General features: G+C 70.5%; 12 protein-coding genes. 4 read left to right on the forward strand and 8 right to left on the reverse strand.

The window, feature by feature from the left end:
- Positions 1–33: 33 nt before the first annotated feature.
- Positions 34–1,347 carry an ABC transporter substrate-binding protein gene (locus NCG93_RS15840; protein ID WP_194412727.1) on the reverse strand — a complete coding sequence of 438 codons (1,314 nt, stop codon included), beginning with the start codon at positions 1,345–1,347 and terminating at the stop codon, positions 34–36.
- 145 nt (positions 1,348–1,492) lie between these two features.
- On the opposite strand from NCG93_RS15840, the gene NCG93_RS15845 reads away from it, so the two are divergent.
- The 4 genes from NCG93_RS15845 to NCG93_RS15860 all read left to right on the forward strand — a co-directional run bounded on the left by NCG93_RS15845 (position 1,493) and on the right by NCG93_RS15860 (position 6,195).
- On the forward strand, positions 1,493–2,230 hold the full coding sequence (locus tag NCG93_RS15845; protein WP_194412728.1) for a FadR/GntR family transcriptional regulator: 738 nt from the start codon (positions 1,493–1,495) through the stop codon (positions 2,228–2,230).
- Positions 2,231–2,290: 60 nt separating this feature from the next.
- The gene (locus tag NCG93_RS15850; RefSeq protein WP_194412729.1) at positions 2,291–3,541 is read left to right on the forward strand and encodes a D-arabinono-1,4-lactone oxidase; all 1,251 of its coding nucleotides are present in this window, start codon (positions 2,291–2,293) and stop codon (positions 3,539–3,541) included.
- Between the two features lie 102 nt (positions 3,542–3,643).
- Positions 3,644–4,684 carry a nucleoside hydrolase gene (locus NCG93_RS15855; protein ID WP_194412730.1) on the forward strand — a complete coding sequence of 347 codons (1,041 nt, stop codon included), beginning with the start codon at positions 3,644–3,646 and terminating at the stop codon, positions 4,682–4,684.
- Positions 4,681–6,195 (forward strand): DUF1593 domain-containing protein, encoded by a 1,515-nt coding sequence (locus tag NCG93_RS15860; protein ID WP_194412731.1) that lies wholly within the window; start codon positions 4,681–4,683, stop codon positions 6,193–6,195. The genes NCG93_RS15855 and NCG93_RS15860 overlap by 4 nt, the downstream gene beginning before the upstream one ends.
- A gap of 131 nt (positions 6,196–6,326) precedes the next feature.
- On the opposite strand, the gene NCG93_RS15865 is transcribed toward NCG93_RS15860, so the two are convergent.
- From NCG93_RS15865 to NCG93_RS15895, 7 genes are all read right to left on the reverse strand, one after another.
- Positions 6,327–7,841 (reverse strand): glycoside hydrolase family 43 protein, encoded by a 1,515-nt coding sequence (locus tag NCG93_RS15865; RefSeq protein ID WP_194412732.1) that lies wholly within the window; start codon positions 7,839–7,841, stop codon positions 6,327–6,329.
- A gap of 34 nt (positions 7,842–7,875) precedes the next feature.
- Positions 7,876–9,006, reverse strand: coding sequence for a serine hydrolase domain-containing protein (locus NCG93_RS15870; RefSeq protein WP_194412733.1), 1,131 nt, complete (start codon positions 9,004–9,006; stop codon positions 7,876–7,878).
- A gap of 30 nt (positions 9,007–9,036) precedes the next feature.
- Positions 9,037–11,463 carry a beta-glucosidase gene (locus NCG93_RS15875; protein ID WP_194412734.1) on the reverse strand — a complete coding sequence of 809 codons (2,427 nt, stop codon included), beginning with the start codon at positions 11,461–11,463 and terminating at the stop codon, positions 9,037–9,039.
- An 89-nt stretch (positions 11,464–11,552) separates the two neighbouring features.
- Positions 11,553–12,416 (reverse strand): ATP-binding cassette domain-containing protein, encoded by an 864-nt coding sequence (locus tag NCG93_RS15880; RefSeq protein ID WP_194412735.1) that lies wholly within the window; start codon positions 12,414–12,416, stop codon positions 11,553–11,555.
- The gene (locus tag NCG93_RS15885; protein WP_194412736.1) at positions 12,413–14,302 is read right to left on the reverse strand and encodes a dipeptide/oligopeptide/nickel ABC transporter permease/ATP-binding protein; all 1,890 of its coding nucleotides are present in this window, start codon (positions 14,300–14,302) and stop codon (positions 12,413–12,415) included. Before NCG93_RS15885 ends, NCG93_RS15880 begins: the two co-directional genes overlap by 4 nt.
- Positions 14,299–15,240, reverse strand: coding sequence for an ABC transporter permease (locus NCG93_RS15890; protein ID WP_194412737.1), 942 nt, complete (start codon positions 15,238–15,240; stop codon positions 14,299–14,301). The genes NCG93_RS15885 and NCG93_RS15890 overlap by 4 nt, the downstream gene beginning before the upstream one ends.
- A gap of 63 nt (positions 15,241–15,303) precedes the next feature.
- Positions 15,304–16,833 (reverse strand): ABC transporter substrate-binding protein, encoded by a 1,530-nt coding sequence (locus NCG93_RS15895; protein WP_194412738.1) that lies wholly within the window; start codon positions 16,831–16,833, stop codon positions 15,304–15,306.
- Positions 16,834–16,858 lie beyond the last annotated feature (25 nt).

A 16,858-nucleotide genomic window follows, 5' to 3' on the forward strand; every position in this document is an offset into this window, starting at 1 on the left:
AGACCGGCCGCACCGGCCGGCCTCCGCGCCCCCCTACTGACTGCTGATCACGACGTCCATCTCGGCGAAGAACTGCGACACCGCATCGTCGACCGACATCGTGCCGAAGTTGATCTCCTCGCTGAGCTCGCGGAACTTCTCGTGCAGCGAGCCGTAGCCGACGATCGGCACCGGCGGCGCCTCGCCCAGGCGGTCGGCGATGGAGGCCTCGTAGTCGGCGATGGTCTGGCTGAGCTCGTCGAGGTTCGCCGACTCGCGCGCCGTCTCGGACGCGGGCAGTCCGCGGTTGGTGCCGAAGATCTCGCCCGACTCCGGCGAGTTGATGAGGAAGTCGATCAGCGTGGCCGCCGCCGCGGGGTGCTCGGAATTCGCGGCGATGGAGTACATCTGCGACGCCTTGAGGTAGAGATCCTCGCCGTCCTCGACCGAGAGCGGGGGAGCGATCAGCTCGATGTCGTAGCCCTCGCCCAGGTTCCCCAGGAAGCCGGCGCCGGTGTTGTCCCACGTGGCGTCGCTGGCGCTCAGCGCACTGTCGAATGCGGTGAGCGGCTGCACCTCGGCGATGCGCTGCTGCGGCACGAACTGGCCGGCATCGCGCTCCGCCGAGGCCGAGTCCCAGAACTCCGCGAGCCGCTCCTCGTCGAAGCCCGGAGTTCCGTCCTCGTCGAACAGGTTGTCGCCTTCGGCGCGCAGCTGCAGCTCGAAGTTCTCGATGCGTCCGGTCGGATCCACGCCGCCCCAGGCGTCGACGCCCGCCGCCTTCGCGGCGTCGCTGACCTCGGCGACCCAGTCGTAGTAGTCGTCCCACGTGCCGTCGGTGAAGGGCTCGACGCCCAGTTCGTCGAGCAGCGTCGTGTTGAGGAACATGCCCCACGAGTTGGTCGACAGGGGCACGGCGGTGGTGACGTCGTCGACGACCCCGGCCGACAGCACCTGCGGATCGATCGGATCGGTCTGGATGATCGTGCCGAGGTAGGGCTCGAGGTCGAGCAGCGATCCGCTCTGCGAGTACTGCCGCAGGTAGGCCAGATCCATCGTCACGACATCGGGCAGCCCCTTGCCCGCGGCCTCGATCTGACGCTTCTCCCAGTAGTCGGCGGGTGCCAGGAAGATGATGTCGACGTCGATGTTCGGGTGCTGCTCCTCGAAGACCGCGATGGCCTCGTTGTACAGCTCGGCGCGCACGTCGTTGCCCCAGAACGTGAAGGTGATCGACACGTCCTCGTCGGGATCGAGCGTCGGCTGTGCACTGACCGGCGCGCTCGAGGCGCATCCCGTCAGTCCGACGAGGGCCGCCAGAGCCACCCCCGCCGTGCCCGCCATGAGCTTCCTGCTCCGGAACTTCATCGTGATCGCCTCTCGTCGTCGAGTATCAGGAAACGCTTTCTCACGTCGCCGTGAGAAAGGCGACTCGCGTCGCCTGACCACAGTGTGACAAACCGGTTGACCGAAAGCAATCCCGAGAATGCCGCGACTGCCGTAGGTTGTTCGCATGCCCGCCTACCCCGACGACCGCTCGGCCGAGATCACCGCCGCGCTCGGCGCGCTGCCCAGCGGCACGCCGGTGTCGGAGGTCGCCCGGCGGCTCATGGACCTCTTCACGAGCGGCGATCTCGAAGCAGGGACCCGGCTGCCGCCCGAGCGCCAACTGGCATCGACCCTGGGCGTCGGACGTTCGGCGGTGCGCGAGGCGCTCGCCGCCCTCGAGATCCTGGGCATCGTCGACGTCCGCCCGGGCTCGGGAACCTACCTGCGGGGCACGGCCAGCGAGCTGCTGCCGCAGACGCTGCGGTGGGGCCTGCTGATCGGCAGCAAGAACACCGCCGAGCTGCTGGAGCTGCGCTCGGGCCTCGAGATCTACGTCGCCCGCCTCGCGGCCGGCCGGGCTGCGGCATCCGATCTGTCGTCCCTGTCGAACTCGCTCGCCCGCATGCGTACCGGCGTCAGCGACCTCAGGGCGTTCGCCCGCGCCGATCTCGACTTCCACAACGCGCTCGCCACCGCCGCCGGCAACGACACGCTCGTCGATCTGCTCCACGTCGTGCGCTCGCTGCTGCAGGTCTACGCGGATCGCGCCGTGCACGACGACGCCGAGGCGCGCATCGCGATCGACGAGCACGGGGCCGTCTTCCGGGCGATCGAGGCGAGCGACGAGGATGCCGCGGCCTCCGCCATGGCGACGCACATGGCGACGGCATCGCAGCGCCTGGCCGCCGAAGCCGCGCCCTGAGCGCTGCATCCAGAAGTGCCGGTTCGAGCATCGAAGCGGTCGAGAGGTAGAGGAGTCGCCGTGGCGCGCAACTGGGCTGGGACCTACGAGTACACCGCACCGCGGATCGTCGAAGCCGCATCGGTCGACGATGTGCGCCGGGTGCTCCGCGAACCGGGGCGCGTCCGCGCGCTGGGCACGCGCCATTCGTTCACCGACCTGCCCGACACCACCGGCACGCTCGTGGACGTGACCGGCTTCGCCGCCGAGTTCGAGCTCGACGAGGCCGCGCAGACGGTCACCGTGCCGGCCGGCATCCGTTACGGGGTGCTGGCGATGTGGCTCGACGATCGCGGCTGGGCGCTTCGGAACATGGGCTCGCTCCCGCACATCAACGTCGGGGGCGCGACCGCGACCGGCACGCACGGATCCGGTGACGCCAACCCGGTGCTGTCGGCATCGGTCCGTGCGCTGCGCTACGTGGGTGCCGACGCCGACGTGCACGACGTGCGTCGGGGAGACCCCGACTTCGACGCGCTCGTCGTCGGTCTCGGCGCGTACGGCATCGTCGTGTCGCTGACGCTCGACATCCAGCCGTCGTTCCGCGTCCGCCAGGACATCTACACCGGAGTCAGCTGGGACGCGGCGCTCGCGCACTACGACGAGATCACCTCCGCCGGCTACAGCGTCTCGGTGTTCTCGCGGTGGGAGGAGCCGTCCGTCGGCTACGTGTGGATCAAGACACGGCTGGACGCCGACGACGACGTCGTGCCTGACACGATCTTCGACGGCGTCCGCGCGCTCACCGGCGACTCTCCGCTCGGCGTCGAGGACAACGTCACGGAGCTGGCGGGCGTCCCCGGTCCGTGGATGCTGCGGCTGCCGCACTTCCGCCTCGACGCCCAGCCCTCGTTCGGCGACGAGATCCAGAGCGAGTACTTCGTCGCCCGCGCCGATGCGCCCGCCGCGCTGAACGCGGTGCGGGCCCTGGGTGAGAGCATCCGTCCCCACCTCATCTGGACCGAGCTGCGCACCGCCGCCGCCGACGAGCTGTGGCTGAGCCCCGCGTACCGTCGCGACGTCGTGATCATCCACTTCACGTGGTTGAACCACCCCGATGAGGTCGCCGCCGCGCTGGGCCGCATCGAGGCGGCGCTCCAGCCGTTCGACGCCCGCCCGCACTGGGGCAAGCTGCACGGCTTCGACCGGGCGGCCATGGAGCGCGTCCACCCGCGCCTCGCCGACGCGCGGGCGGTGTTCGAGCGGCTCGACCCTGACGGCCGGTTCACGAACGCCCATCTCGAGCGGGTGGGGGTACGGGAGCCGCGCTGACGCGCCGATCTCGAGTCGCGCGCGGTGCGGGTCGATTGGTCAACCGGTGTTACAGTTACCGGCGAGATCGTTCGTGACGCCGCGGCGAAAGGGAAGTCGACGATGACGCAGATTCCGAGCGGGAACGCCCACCCGCGCGCCGTGCACCGCTGGCGCCTCGGCGAGACGCCCTGGCAGCAGATCCCGCCCGTCGGCGGACCACGCGTGCGCGTCATCATCGACAACGACTTCGCGGGCGACCCCGACGACCTCTACCAGCTCGTGCATCATCTGCTGTCGCCCAGCGTCGATATCCCGCTCATCGTGGCGTCGCATCTGCGCGCTGACGACCCCTTCAACCCCTCGGGCCGCAGCGCGCAGGACGCGGAGGCCGTCGTCCGTGACGTCTTCGCACGCATGGGCCTCGCATCGACCGAGGTCATCGTCGCAGGGTCCGACGACCCGCTGCCGGACCGCTCGACCCCGCAGCCTGCGCCGGCGGTCGACGCCATCATCGCCGAGGCCCTGCGCGACGACGTCTCGAGCCCGCTGTTCTACGTCGCCGGCGGCGGTCTGACCGACCTCGCGTCGGCGTATCTGACCGAGCCGCGGATCGCCGAGCGCCTGACGCTCGTGTGGATCGGCGGGGCGGAGCACGAGGGCCTCGCCGTGCCGCCGCCGAACCCCATGGCGATCGAGTACAACCTGCTCATCGACCCGGTCGCCGGACAGGTCGTGTTCAACGACTCGACGATTCCGCTGTGGCAGGTGCCGCGGGACGTGTACCGGCAGTGCCTCGTGTCGGATGCCGAACTGCGCGTCCGTGTGGCCGCGATCGGTCCGCTCGGCCGCTACCTGTACGACGAGGTTGCGCACGTGTGCGCGATGGTGGCGCCGCACATGGGTGGCGGATCCGAGACGTACGCCCTCGGCGACTCGCCGCTGGTGCTGCTCACGGCGCTGCAGTCCGTGTTCGAGCCGGACGCCTCCTCGAGCAGGTACGTCCAGCGGCCGACGCCCGCGCTGGACGCGGGCGGCGCCTACCGCGAGGTCGCCGGCGCCCGCCCGATGCGGGTCTACACGTGGGTCGACACGCGGCTGATGTTCGAGGACATGTACCTGAAGCTCGCCGAATTCGAGCGGTGGCAGGGAGGCGTCTCATGACCACCACCACAGGCGGCGCCACGCCGCCGGGCACCGCCCCGGCACGGCCGCGGACGATCATCACCGCCGATCCCGAGCTCGACGACCTCAACTCGATGATCCGGCTGCTGCTGTACAGCAACGAGCTGGAGATCGAGGGCCTGATCTACGCCTCGAGCCGGTTCCACTGGCGGGGCGACGGGGCGGGCACGACCTTCTTCCTCCCCGACCGCGAGTACGACGATCCGCAGACGTCGTGGCGGTGGGCGCAGGGCGAGAGGTTCATCGACGACGCGGTCGACGCGTATGCCGACGTGTACCCGAACCTGGTCGTGCATGATCCTCGCTACCCGAGCGCGGAGCGGCTGCGGTCGGTGATCCGCGAGGGCAACGTGGACTTCGAGGGCGACATCTCACACGAGTCGCCGGGCTCGAGACTCATCGGCGAAGCGCTGCTCGACGATCGCCCGGGTCCGCTGTTCCTGCAGCTGTGGGCCGGCCCCAGCACGGTCGCCCGCGCCCTCCTGTCGATCGAGGAACGCTTCCGGGGGTCGGACCAGTGGGAGAGCGTGCGCGATGAGGTCTCGGCGAAGGCCGTGATCAGTAAGTTCGCCTCGCAGGACGCCACGTACGACGAGTACATCGCACAGGTCTGGCCCGGCATCCGCGTGATCGAGGTCGCGACGGTGGCGTGGGGGTACATGGCACGGATGACGCTCGGACCGGACGATCAGCGACTGCTCGCCGCCGACTGGATGCGCGAGAACGTGATCGGCGTCGGCCCCCTCGGCGCGCTGTACCGCGTCTGGGGCGATGGACGCCAGATGGTGCCGGGCGACATGACCGACTACTTCCACCTCTCAGGGCACTCGGCCGACGAGCTGCGTGCGCAGGGCTACCAGGTGTGGATGCCCCCGCAGCCGGCAGGCGAGTGGATCTCGGAGGGCGACACCACGAACATGCTGAACCTGCTCGTTCCGGGCCTGCGGGCGCACGAGCACCCGTCCTATGGAGGCTGGGGCGGCAGGTACGAGCGGACTGCCGACGGCGCGGATACCTGGGGCCTCACCGACGCGGCTTTCGATCCCAGCGCCGATTGGTCGACCGGCGGTCCGGGCGGCGACGAGGGGTCTGTCGTGCGCTGGTTCGCCGACGCCCAGGGCGACTTCGCCGCGCGGCTGCGGTGGACCGTCTCGTCACGCTTCGAAGACGCCAACCATCACCCCTTGCTGGCAATCGCGCAGGGCACGGATCTCGCGGTGCCCGCCGGGGCCGAGGTGCCGCTGAGCGCGGTCGTCGACGATCCGGATGGCGACCCCGTGCGGGTGCGCTGGTGGATCTACCGGGAGGCCGGGACGTGCGAGGCGGATGCCGCGCTCGCAGCCGTCGACGGGCCCGAGACGTCAGTGCTCATGCCCGCGGACGCGAACCCCGGCGAGACGATCCACGTCATCGCCGAGGCATCCGATCAGGCCGTCGGCCACCCTCTCAAGGCGTACCAGCGCGTGATCCTCACCGTCACCGCCGCCTAGGGACGCGCCAGCCTTCCGTCGAGGCTCTGCTTGGAGTGTCGCGACACGCCGCTACGCGAGACGGGATGCCGTGTGTTGCGACCCGCCAAGCACCGGCGTCGCGCCGAGTGACCACGAAACGCGCGGCGTCGTCAGTCGTCGTCGCCCTCGGCGAACCACCGCTCGACGGCGATCTCGCCGGCGACGGCGTAGACGCCGATCACGCGGCCGGTGAAGGACTCGGCCGTCTCCGACGACAGGAACCGGCCGTCGACCTCGCCGAGCTCGACGCGCTCGCCGTCGACGGTCGCGGCGAGGTGGAAGACGTCGCTCGTGCGCGGGAAGCCCTGCGCCGCCTCGGGCTTGCGCGACTCGAGGTGGAGGTCGAGCGTGCCGCCGTCGAACGGCGCGTGCCACTCCTGCACGAGCCCGCCGATGCTGGTTCTGCCGACAATCTCGCCGCCGCCCGCTTCGACCTCGACATGGAATCGCTCGTCGTAGCGCACGGCGAGCCCGCCGACGCCTGCGGCGACGTCGATGGTCACGGTGACGGCGTTCGTGAGGTGCTCTTGGCGGCGGCCGACGAACACCGGGCGCGGGTCATCGAGCGTCGACCCGTCGGCGCGGAGGGTCATCCAACCGGGGCGTGCGGCAAGGTCCGCGTGCGCGGCGGGAAGCGCGCGCACGGCGATCCACTCGCCGTCGAGCTCCCGATCCGGCGCGAACCGGATGTCGACGCGGGTGCCGGGCCGCGGGTGGAGCAGCACCGGGTCGATCGCGGGCCAGCCGTCGGCCTGCCAGCGCACGCTCGTCACGAACGTCTCCCGCCCGAGAGCGGAGAACGCGCGCGTCATGCTGCGCGGGCGCACGCCCAGCAGCACGCAGAGCCAGTCGCCGTCGGGGCCGATGACGAGGTCGCCGTGGCCGGTGTTCTGCACCGGGCGAGTGGTGCCCCGCGCGGTCACCAGCGGATTCTGCGGGGCGGTCTCGAACGGTCCTTCGGGCGAGTCGCCGCGGGCGATCGAGATGCCGTGGCCACGCTCGGTCCCGCCCTCCGCGATCATCAGGTACCACCGCCCGTCCACCTCATACAGGTGCGGCGCCTCGGGGAACCCGCCGCCGGTGCCCGACCACAGCGAGCGGGGCTCCTCGAACGCGAGGTGGCTGTCGAGATCGACCTTGACCTGCTGGATGCCGAGATGCTGCCCCGCCTGCTCGCCGCCGAGGAGGAGGCCGGAGAAGGTGATGTACGCCGTGCCCTCGGCATCCCACGCGATGTCGGGGTCGATGCCGTCGACCGAGCCCGACCCGTCGGCCTTGCGGATGAGGTCGCCGTCGCTCCACGGACCGGCGGCATCCGTCGCGGTGAAATGCAGCATCCCGCGCCCCATCGCATCAGTGATGACCAGGTGGAACACGCCGTCGCGGTGGCGGATCGTCGGCGCCCACGCGCCGCCCGCCGTCGGCACCTCCTCGACTGCCAGCTGCCCCGGACGCGTGGCGACGTGCCCGATCAGCTCCCACGACTCGAAGTCGGTGGAGCGGTGGATCGGGATCCCCGGCAGGTATTCGAACGTAGACGTCGCGAGGTAGTAGACGCCGTCGATCGCGACGACGCTCGGGTCCGGGTGGAAGCCGTTGATCAGGGGGTTGTAGAGCGAGGTCACGGAGTGCTCCCGGGTTCGAAAGGGCGAGGGTCGGTCAGGAGGAGAGCAGGATGCCGAGCTCGCGGGCGAGAGCGACGGCACGGGGGTCCGCGCCCCCGGGCCACGCGCCCCGCGCGATGGTCCACGCGAAGGCCAGGCCGGTGTCGGGGTCGACGCACGCGAGCGCGCCCATCGCCCCGTCGTGACCGAAGGCTCGCGGCCCGCCGAAGGGCATCGTGGCGGTGGACTTCTGGAAGATGATCGCGTGCGCGCGGTCGGGGAGGCCCAGCACCTCGTCGAAGCCGTGGACCTGCTGCTGGCCGATCTGCGCCACGGTGTCTGCCGAGAGGAACGGAGCCGCCCCCTCGACCCCTGTCGTCGCGGCGGCGAAGAGGCGCGCGAGACCGCGCGCCGTGCCGGTGCCCGAACCCGAGGGATGACCGTAGCGCCAGCTCGCCTCCTCGTTGGCGAGATCGATCTGCGGGCCGGGCGTGACCCAGGTGTGAAGGCCGAGGGCGGTCGGCTGCATCTGGGTGGTGTCGGATGCCGGCCGGATCATCGGCAGCACCGGAACCCGGCGCGACTCATGGCCGGGCGGAAGCCCCAGATAGAAGTCGATGCCGTGCGGCGCGCGGATCTCCTGCTCGTAGAACTGGTGCAGCGTGCGCCCGGTCACTCGGTAGACGAGCTCCGCGCCGAGGTTGCCGATCGTCACCGCGTGGTAGCCGAACGCGCTCCCCGGCTGCCAGAACGCCCATGTCTCGGCGAGCCGGTCGGCGGCGGCGTGGTCGTCGAGCAGTTCGGCCCAGGTCAGCGGCGGTGCGGCCTGCGGAAGCCCCGCCTGGTGCGAGAGCAGCTGCCGCACGGTGACGCGGTGCTTGCCCTTCGCGGCGAACTCCGGCCAGTAGTGCGCGACGCGCTCATCGAGATCCAGCTCGCCCCGCTCGACCAGGAGGCCGATGGACAGGCCGATCGTGTTCTTCGTGACCGAGTAGGGCACCATGACGGAGTCCTCGGCGAGGTGCGGGCCGCCCCACGCGTCGAGGACGGGCTCACCCTGGTGGAACGCCGCGACCTGGAAGGACAGGTCGGGGTCGGCGGCGAGGAAGCCGTCGAGGCGCGCGACGATCTCGTCGAGACGCCCGTCGGCGCGTCCTTGCAGGTTCTCGGTGGTGACGTCGTTCATCGCGGTCCTCTCGTCGGCGAAGTGCAGCCGCTACTTCGCGGCCGTCCAGTTCACGGTAAGCGGCAGGTCGGCGACCGAGGCGCCGGCGCGCAGCGTGTACTCGCCGGGCTCGACGACCCACTCGCCGGCCCAGTGCGCGAGGCGTCGCGACGGCACCGGGATCGCGGCGGTGACGGTTTCGCCGGGAGCCGCCTGCACCGTCGCGAATCCCACGAGCCAGCGCGCCGGACGCTCCACGGTCGAGTCGGCGCGCTCGGCGTACACCTGCACGACGTGCTTGCCGGCGCGCTCTCCGGTGTTGACGAGCGTCACCTCGACGGTGTCGCCCACGCGCTGCGCGGCATCCCACGTCCAGGTCGTGTAGCCGAGGCCGTGGCCGAACGGGAACGCCGGCTCGGCATCCGCCTTCAGCCAGGCGCGGTAACCGATGTGCAGACCCTCGCGGTACTCGAGTCGACCGTCGGTGGGCACCACCTCGGTGACCGGCACATCGGCGAGCGCTGCCGGCCACGTGGTGGGCAGCCGCCCGCCGGGCTCGGCGGTGCCGGTGAGCACGTCGGCGATCGCGTGTCCGAACTCCTGCCCGCCGAAGTAGCCCTGCACGATCGCGGCGACCTCCCCGGCCCACGGCAGCACGACCGGCGAGCCCGCGTTGACCACGACCACGGTGGGTGTGCCGGTCGCCGCCACCGCGCGCACCAGGTCGTCCTGGTGACCCGGCAGGTCGAGGCTGGTGCGGTCGTAGCCCTCCGACTCGACCTTCGCGTTGGTGCCGACGACCACGATGGCGACATCGGATGCCGCGGCCTCCGCCACTGCGCGGGCGATGAGCTCCGCGGGGTCGGTGCGCTCGGGGGCGATGCCGAGCGTCGCGCTGAGCGCGCCCGACAGCGCGCCGGCGGCGGCGCGGGTGAACTCGACGCGCACCGCCGTCTCACGGCCGGCTTCGACGGCGACCGTCGCGGTGATCGACGGCGGGTTGAGGAACGCCGCGCCGAGGTCGGACCCCTCGATGACGGGCGCGTCGTCGAGCACGAGGCCCTCGTCGACGAACAGCCGGCCGGGGTTGGCGCCCGCGAAGCCGAGCTCGATCTCGCCGGTTTCGGCGGGGGTGTACAGCGTCTCGAAGACCACCGTCGCGCTCGCCGCGATGGGCGCGTCGCCGCCGAACCAGACGAGCGCGGTCGAGCGGCGGTTCTCGGCGAAGAGCTCGGTGCCCTCGGCGTCGAAGAACGCGACGCGCATGCCGGCCTCGCCCGTTGCCGGGTTGCGCAGCTGTGCCAGTGGGATCTCGGCGACGCCCTCCTGCACCACGGCGCCGATCTCGTACCGCACGTCGGCGCCCGGCACCGCGGTGCGGATCGCGTCGAGCGGCGAGACGACGGCCTCGGGGATCACCGTGGCGCTGCCGCCGCCCTGCGTCCGCGCCTCGCGCGCGTTCTGCCCGATGACGGCGAGGCGACCGAGCGAGGCGGCATCCACCGGAAGAACCCCCGCGTTGTGCAGCAGCACGGTGCCCTCGATGGCGGCGGCGCGCGCGAATGCCGGCCCATCGAGCGGCGCGGGCTCCACGGGGGCGGCGTCGCCGAGCGCGCCGACCCGCTCGGCGAGCAGCAGCAGACGCAGCACCTTGCGATCGAGGTCGGCCTCGCTCCGACGCCCGTCACGGATCGCCGTGACCAGGTCGGCCCACGCGGGGGCGGGACCGGGCATCGCGAGGTCCTGAGCGGCGGGCACCGCGTCGAGCGATCGCACGGCGGTCCAGTCGCTGATCACGACGCCGTCGAACCCCCACTCCGAGTTGAGCGGCGTCTCGAGCAGGTCGTTCTCGGTCATCGTGACGCCGTCGACCGCGTTGTAGGCGCTCATGAGGGTCCAGGCGCCGGCCTCGACGGCGCGCTCGAACGGCAGGAGGTAGAGCTCCCGCAGCGCCCGCTCGTCCACGCGGACGTCGACGGTGAAGCGGTCGGTCTCGGAGTCGTTGGCGACGTAGTGCTTCGGCGTGGCCGCGACCCCGTTGTCCTGCAGGCCGCGCACATACGCGGCGGCGAGTTCGGCGCTGAGCTCGGGATCTTCGCTGAAGCACTCGAAGTGGCGGCCGCCGAGCGGCGAGCGGTGGAGGTTGATCGTCGGGCCCAGCACCACGTCGACGCCCTTGCGTCGGGCTTCGGATGCCGCGGCCGCCCCGTACCGGTACGCCAGGTCGATGTCCCACGACGCGGCCAGCGCCGACCCCGACGGCAGGTTGAGCGACGGCTCGCGCTCGTCCCACCGCGGTCCGCGGACGCCCGCGGGGCCGTCCGACAGCGTCATCGCGCGCAGCCCGATCTCGGGAAGCGGGACGGTGGTCCAGAAGTCGGCGCCCTGCACGAGCGCCGCCTTCTGCTCGAGCGTCAGGCGATCGAGCAGCGGTACGAGGTGGCGCACCGTGTCGGGGTGCGTGGCGATGTCGGGCATGGGGAAGGTTCTTTCTCAGAGAAGGATCAAGAGGACGGATGCCGCAGCCCGCCACCCACGGGCCGGGCCGGGCTGCGGCATCCGAGTCGTCAGACGGCGCCGGCGGCCGCCTCGGACGCGAGCAGGGCGCGCCGGGCGATGCGGCGCTCCTCCTGCTTGTCGGGATCGGGCACCGGCGCGGCCATGAACAGGCGCTGCGTGTACGGGTGCTCGGGCTGGGAAGTGACGCGCTCGCCGTCGCCCGACTCGACGATCTCGCCGCGGTACATCACGGCGACCCGATGGCTGACGTGGCGCACCACCGCGAGGTCGTGCGTCACGAACAGGTAGGCGACGCCGGTGCGGTCCTGGATGTCGACGAACAGGTCGAGCACGCGCGCCTGGGTCGAGAGGTCCAGCGCCGACACCGGCTCGTCGCACACAATGAGGCGCGGCCGCAGGGCGAGAGCCCGGGCGATCGCGACGCGCTGGCGCTGGCCGCCGGAGAACTCGCGCGGCAAGCGTCCGCGGGCATCGGCGGGCAGGCCCACCTGGTCGAGCAGGTCGTGCACGCGGGTCTTCGCCTCCTTGCCGGCGACGCCGGCCGCCGTCAGCGGCTCGGTGAGGATCTGCTCGATCGTCATCGACGGGTTCAGGGACGAGTAGGGGTCCTGGAAGACCACCTGGATCTCGGAGCTGAGCGCGCGGCGCTCCTGCCGCTTGAGGTGCGCGATCTCCTTGCCCTCGTAGCGGATCGAGCCTTCGGTGACGGGTGCGAGGCCGAGCGCTGCCCGGCCCAGCGTCGTCTTGCCCGATCCCGACTCGCCGACCAGCCCCACGGTCTCGCCGGGCAGGATGTCGAGCGAGACGCCCTTGAGCGCCCGGAACGGCTGCGCCCGGAAGCCCTTGCCCGGGTACTCGACGACGAGATCGTTGATGTCGAGCAGCGGCGTCTGCGGCGTCGGAGTGCTCATGCCCGTGCTCCCTTCTCTGTGGACGTTGCTGTGCCCGACGCTGCGACGAGCGGGCCGCGGGCGGGACCCTCGTCGAGGATCGCGTCCAGCAGCGCCCGCGTGTACGGGTGCTGCGCGTCGTTGAAGATCGCGCGCACAGGCCCCTGTTCGACGAACAGGCCGCTCTGCATGACGGTGACGCGGTCGCAGAGGTCGGCGACGACGCCGAAGTTGTGGGTCACGAGGAGCATGGCCATGTGCCGCTCGGCCTGCAGGTCGCGCAGCAGCTCGAGCACCTCGGCCTGCACGGTCACGTCGAGGGCCGTGGTCGGCTCGTCGGCGATGATCAGGTCGGGGTCGGTCGAGACCGCGCCGGCGATGAGCACGCGCTGCGCCATGCCGCCCGAGACCTCGAACGGGTATGCGTCGAACGTGCGCTTCGGGTTCGGGATGCCCACACGCGCCAGCAGCTCCAGTGAGCGGTCGGTCGCAGCCTTCTTCGAGAGCCCGAGGTTCTTGCGCAGCGGCTCGACCAGCTGGCTGCCGATCGTGAACGCGGGGTCGAGGTTCGACATCGGCTCCTGCGGGATGTATCCGATGCGCTGGCCGCGGACTCCGGCGTACGCGCGCTCGTCGCCATCGGCGAGCTCGGTGCCCTCGTACAGGATCGAGCCGGCGGTGACGTGACCGCCGCGGGGGAGCAGGCCCAGCACAGCGAACGCCGTCTGCGTCTTGCCCGAGCCCGACTCGCCGATCAGGCCGTGCACCTCACCCTTGCGGATGTCGAGTGAGACTCCGTGGACGACCTCGATGTGCGAACCGTCCGGCTGGTCGTAGCCGACGCGAAGATCGCGGACCTCGAGCACCTTCTCGGTCGCCTTGCTGCGGACGTCGTCCTGGTGGACGATGACGCCCGAGCTCTCGAAGATCGGCGGTTCGTCGAGGTCGACGGCGTCTCCGCCGCCGGTCGAGAGGGAGGTGGTGACGGCCGCGATCGAACCGGTCGCGGTGGCGACGGCGCGGCGGCGCTTGCGCCGGACCGACACCGTCCGCTCGAGCTCGTCGCGCATCACGTTGGCCAGGAGCGTCAGCGCGACGCACGTGAGCCCGATCGCGAGCGACGGCCACAGCATCAGGATGGGCTCCTTGTAGATGTTCTTGAACCCGTCGTTGAGCATCTGGCCCCACGTGGGGACGCCGATGTCGCCGAGGCCCAGGAACTCCAGCCCGGACTGGATCGCGATGGCGATGCCGGCGATGATCGCGCCCTGGATGATGATCGGCGCACGGACGACCGACAGCACGTGTCGACCGATGATGCGGGTGTCGCTGAGACCGGAGACGCGTGCGGCGTCGACGTACAGCTCTGAGCGCACCGCCGTGACCGAGGCGTACACGAGGCGGTAGAACGCCGGGGCGAGCAGGATGCCGAAGATGAACATCGAGATCCACACGGACGGTCCGAGCACCGCCCGGGCCGCCAGCAGCACGACGATGCCGGGAAGCGCCATGTTCAGCTCGGTGACCCACGTCGCCGCGCTGTTGAACCATCCCTGGTAATAGCCCGCGATGAGACCGCTGGTCACGCCGAGGACGACGGCGACGACGAGGGCGAGCAGGGCCGCGGAGACGCTGATCTGCGTCGCCACCAGCAGCCGCGACAGCACGTCGCGGCCGCTGCCGTCCGTGCCGAGGAGGTGCTCGGCACTGGGCGGCGACAGCACGTTGCGGATGTCGGCGTAGTTGGGGTCCTGCGGGGCGATCCACGGTCCGATGATCGCGATGACGGCGACGAACGCGAGGAAGAGGAGCGAGGCGAGCCCGAGGGGGCGCCGCACGAGTCGCCGCCAGAGCGCCACGCGCACCGGGGCGACGGGGACATCGAGGGGAACGTCGACAGCGGTCATGACAGTCGCACCTTCGGGTTCAGCGCCGCTTGGGCGAGGTCGATGAGGAGGTTCACGACGATGACGATGATCGCGAAGACGATCACCAGGGCCATGACGACGGGGATGTCGCCGAGCGTCGTCGCGCGGACGGTGAGCTGGCCCATGCCGGGGATGGCGAAGACCTGCTCCACGATCACCGCGCCGCCGAGAAGGCCGATGAACTGCACGGCCAGCACGGCGAGGGCCGGCCCGCCGGCGTTGCGGAGCACGTGGCGGTAGACCACCGAGTTCGTGCTCAGCCCGCGGGAGCGGAGCGTCCGCACGTAGTCGCGCGACATGGCGTCGATGACGGAGCCGCGCACCTGCTGGGTGACGGTCGCGATCGCGCCGATCGACAGGGCGATGATCGGCAGCGTGACCGATGACAGCCAACCCGACACGGATGTCGCGATGGGGACGTACCCGGTCGCCTTGAACCAGCCGAGATTGATCGCGAAGACGAGGACCAGGAAGAGGGCGATGAGGAAGCCGGGGATCGCGAAGCCGATGAGCGAGAACACCTGGACGGTGCCGTCGATGGCCCCGCCGCGCCGGGCTGCGAGAACACCCACGACGACAGAGATGATCGCCGAGACGACCGTCGCGCCGATCACGATCGACAGGGTCACCACGACGCGATTGGTGACGCTCGTCGTGACCAGCTCTCCCGTGAACCAGCTGCGACCGAGATCGCCGGTGAAGGCGGAGGTCAGCCAGTCGAAGTACTGGGTGAGCAGCGACCGGTTGAGGCCCAGCTCTTCGGCCTTCTTGGCGACGGTCTCGGCTGTCGCGTTCTCCCCGAGGATGCGGCGGGGGATGTCGCCTCCGGCCGCATAGAGGAGCACGAACGCGAGGAAGGAGATCACCGCGATGAGGATGACGCCGGACAGCAGACGTCTGAGGATGAATGCAAGCATGTCTGTCGCTTCCCGTGGGTGGTGTCGCCCCGCCCGCGCGCGACGCGCGGGCGGGGCGAGGACTCAGTTCTTCGGCGAGAACCCGAAGATCGACGGGTAGGCGTTCGACGGCCAGAACTCGAGGTCCGTGTCGGCGTCGACCGCGTAGGTGCCCTGCACCCGGAAGAACGGGGCGAACCAGGCGTTGTCGACGATCCAGGCGTTGAGGTCCTTCGTCGCCTGGTCGGCTTCTTCCTGCGTGCCGTTCTGGATGGTGCTGATGTACTCGTCCACCTGCGGGTCCTGCGAGTGGAACGGGTTGAACGTCGCCTCGGGCGCGATCATGAAGTTGATCAGCTGCCAGTCGGGGTTCTGCTCCAGCGCCATCCACGTCGCCGGGTACTTCGGCGCGAGCATGTCGGTGATGAAATTGCCGGAGCCGGGGTCGGTGAAGTTCACCGTGATCCCGATGTCGGCGAGCTGCTGCGCGACGAGGTCGAACGTGGTCTGGAACGCGGGCGTCGACATCATGTTCAGCGTGAACCCGTCCGGGTACCCGGCGTCGGCGAGAAGCTCCTTGGCCCCTTCGGGGTCGTACTCGTAGGTGCTGTCGAGCGCCTCGTCGTAGCCGACCGACGTAGTCGGGAAGACCTGCTCGGTCACCGTGCCGTAGCCGGCCTGCAGCGCCTCGAGGAGCGCTTCGCGGTCGAACGCCATGTTGATCGCCTTGCGGACGTTGACGTCGGCCAGCTCGGGCGCCATCGTGCCGGCGCGGTCGAACAGCAGCAGACCCTGGAAGTCGAGCTCATTGGCCTCGATCGTCCAGCCCGACGCCTCGATCTCGGGGATCGTGTCGTTGTTCACGATCTTCGCGCCGTTGGCCTCGCCCGCCTTGAGGGCGTTCAGGGTGGCGGTCGGGTCTTCGATGACGTTGATCGTCAGGTTGTCGTACTTGACCACATCGGGGTTCCAGTAGTCCGGGTTGGCCGTGTAGACGTACGTGGTGCCGGTGACGCTGGCGGCCGTGTCCAGCACGTAGGGGCCGGAGCCGATCGGCTCGGTCGCCGAGTCGGGGTCGTCGAACGTCGAGGGTGCCTGGATCAGTCCCGGTGCGATCGAGAGGAGGTTGACCAGCGACGGGTCGGGTGCGGGCTGGGTGATCGTGACGGTGGTGGCGTCGACGGCCGCGAACTCCTTGCCGACGAGGGTCGCCGCCTGGGGGGCGGTGCCGTCGCGGAAGCGCTCGAGGCTGCCGACCACGGCCTCCGCATCGAGCGGGGTGCCGTCGGTGAACTCGACGTCGTCGCGGAGCGTCAGCGTGAGCACCGTGTTGTCTTCGTTGTACTCCCAGTCGGTGGCGAGCCAGGGCTCGATCTCGCCCTCGCCGTTCTTCTGCAGCAGCGTGTCGAACACCGCCTGGAAGAACGGGCTGCGGTTGCCATACTCGGCGCCCTGACCGATGTCGTAGCTCGTCGGGCCGATGATGGCGGTGAGGGTGAGCCGGTCGGCTCGGCCCGAATCGCTCGTCCCGGAACCGCCCCCGCCACCGGCACAGCCGGTGAGGGCGATCGCGGCGATCGCGATGGTGGCTGCTGTGGCCTTCCAACGGAACATCCTTGGTCCCTTCATCTGTGGCGAT

It is taken from the genome of Microbacterium yannicii, assembly GCF_024055635.1.
GTDB classification, from domain to species: Bacteria; Actinomycetota; Actinomycetes; order Actinomycetales; family Microbacteriaceae; genus Microbacterium; species Microbacterium yannicii.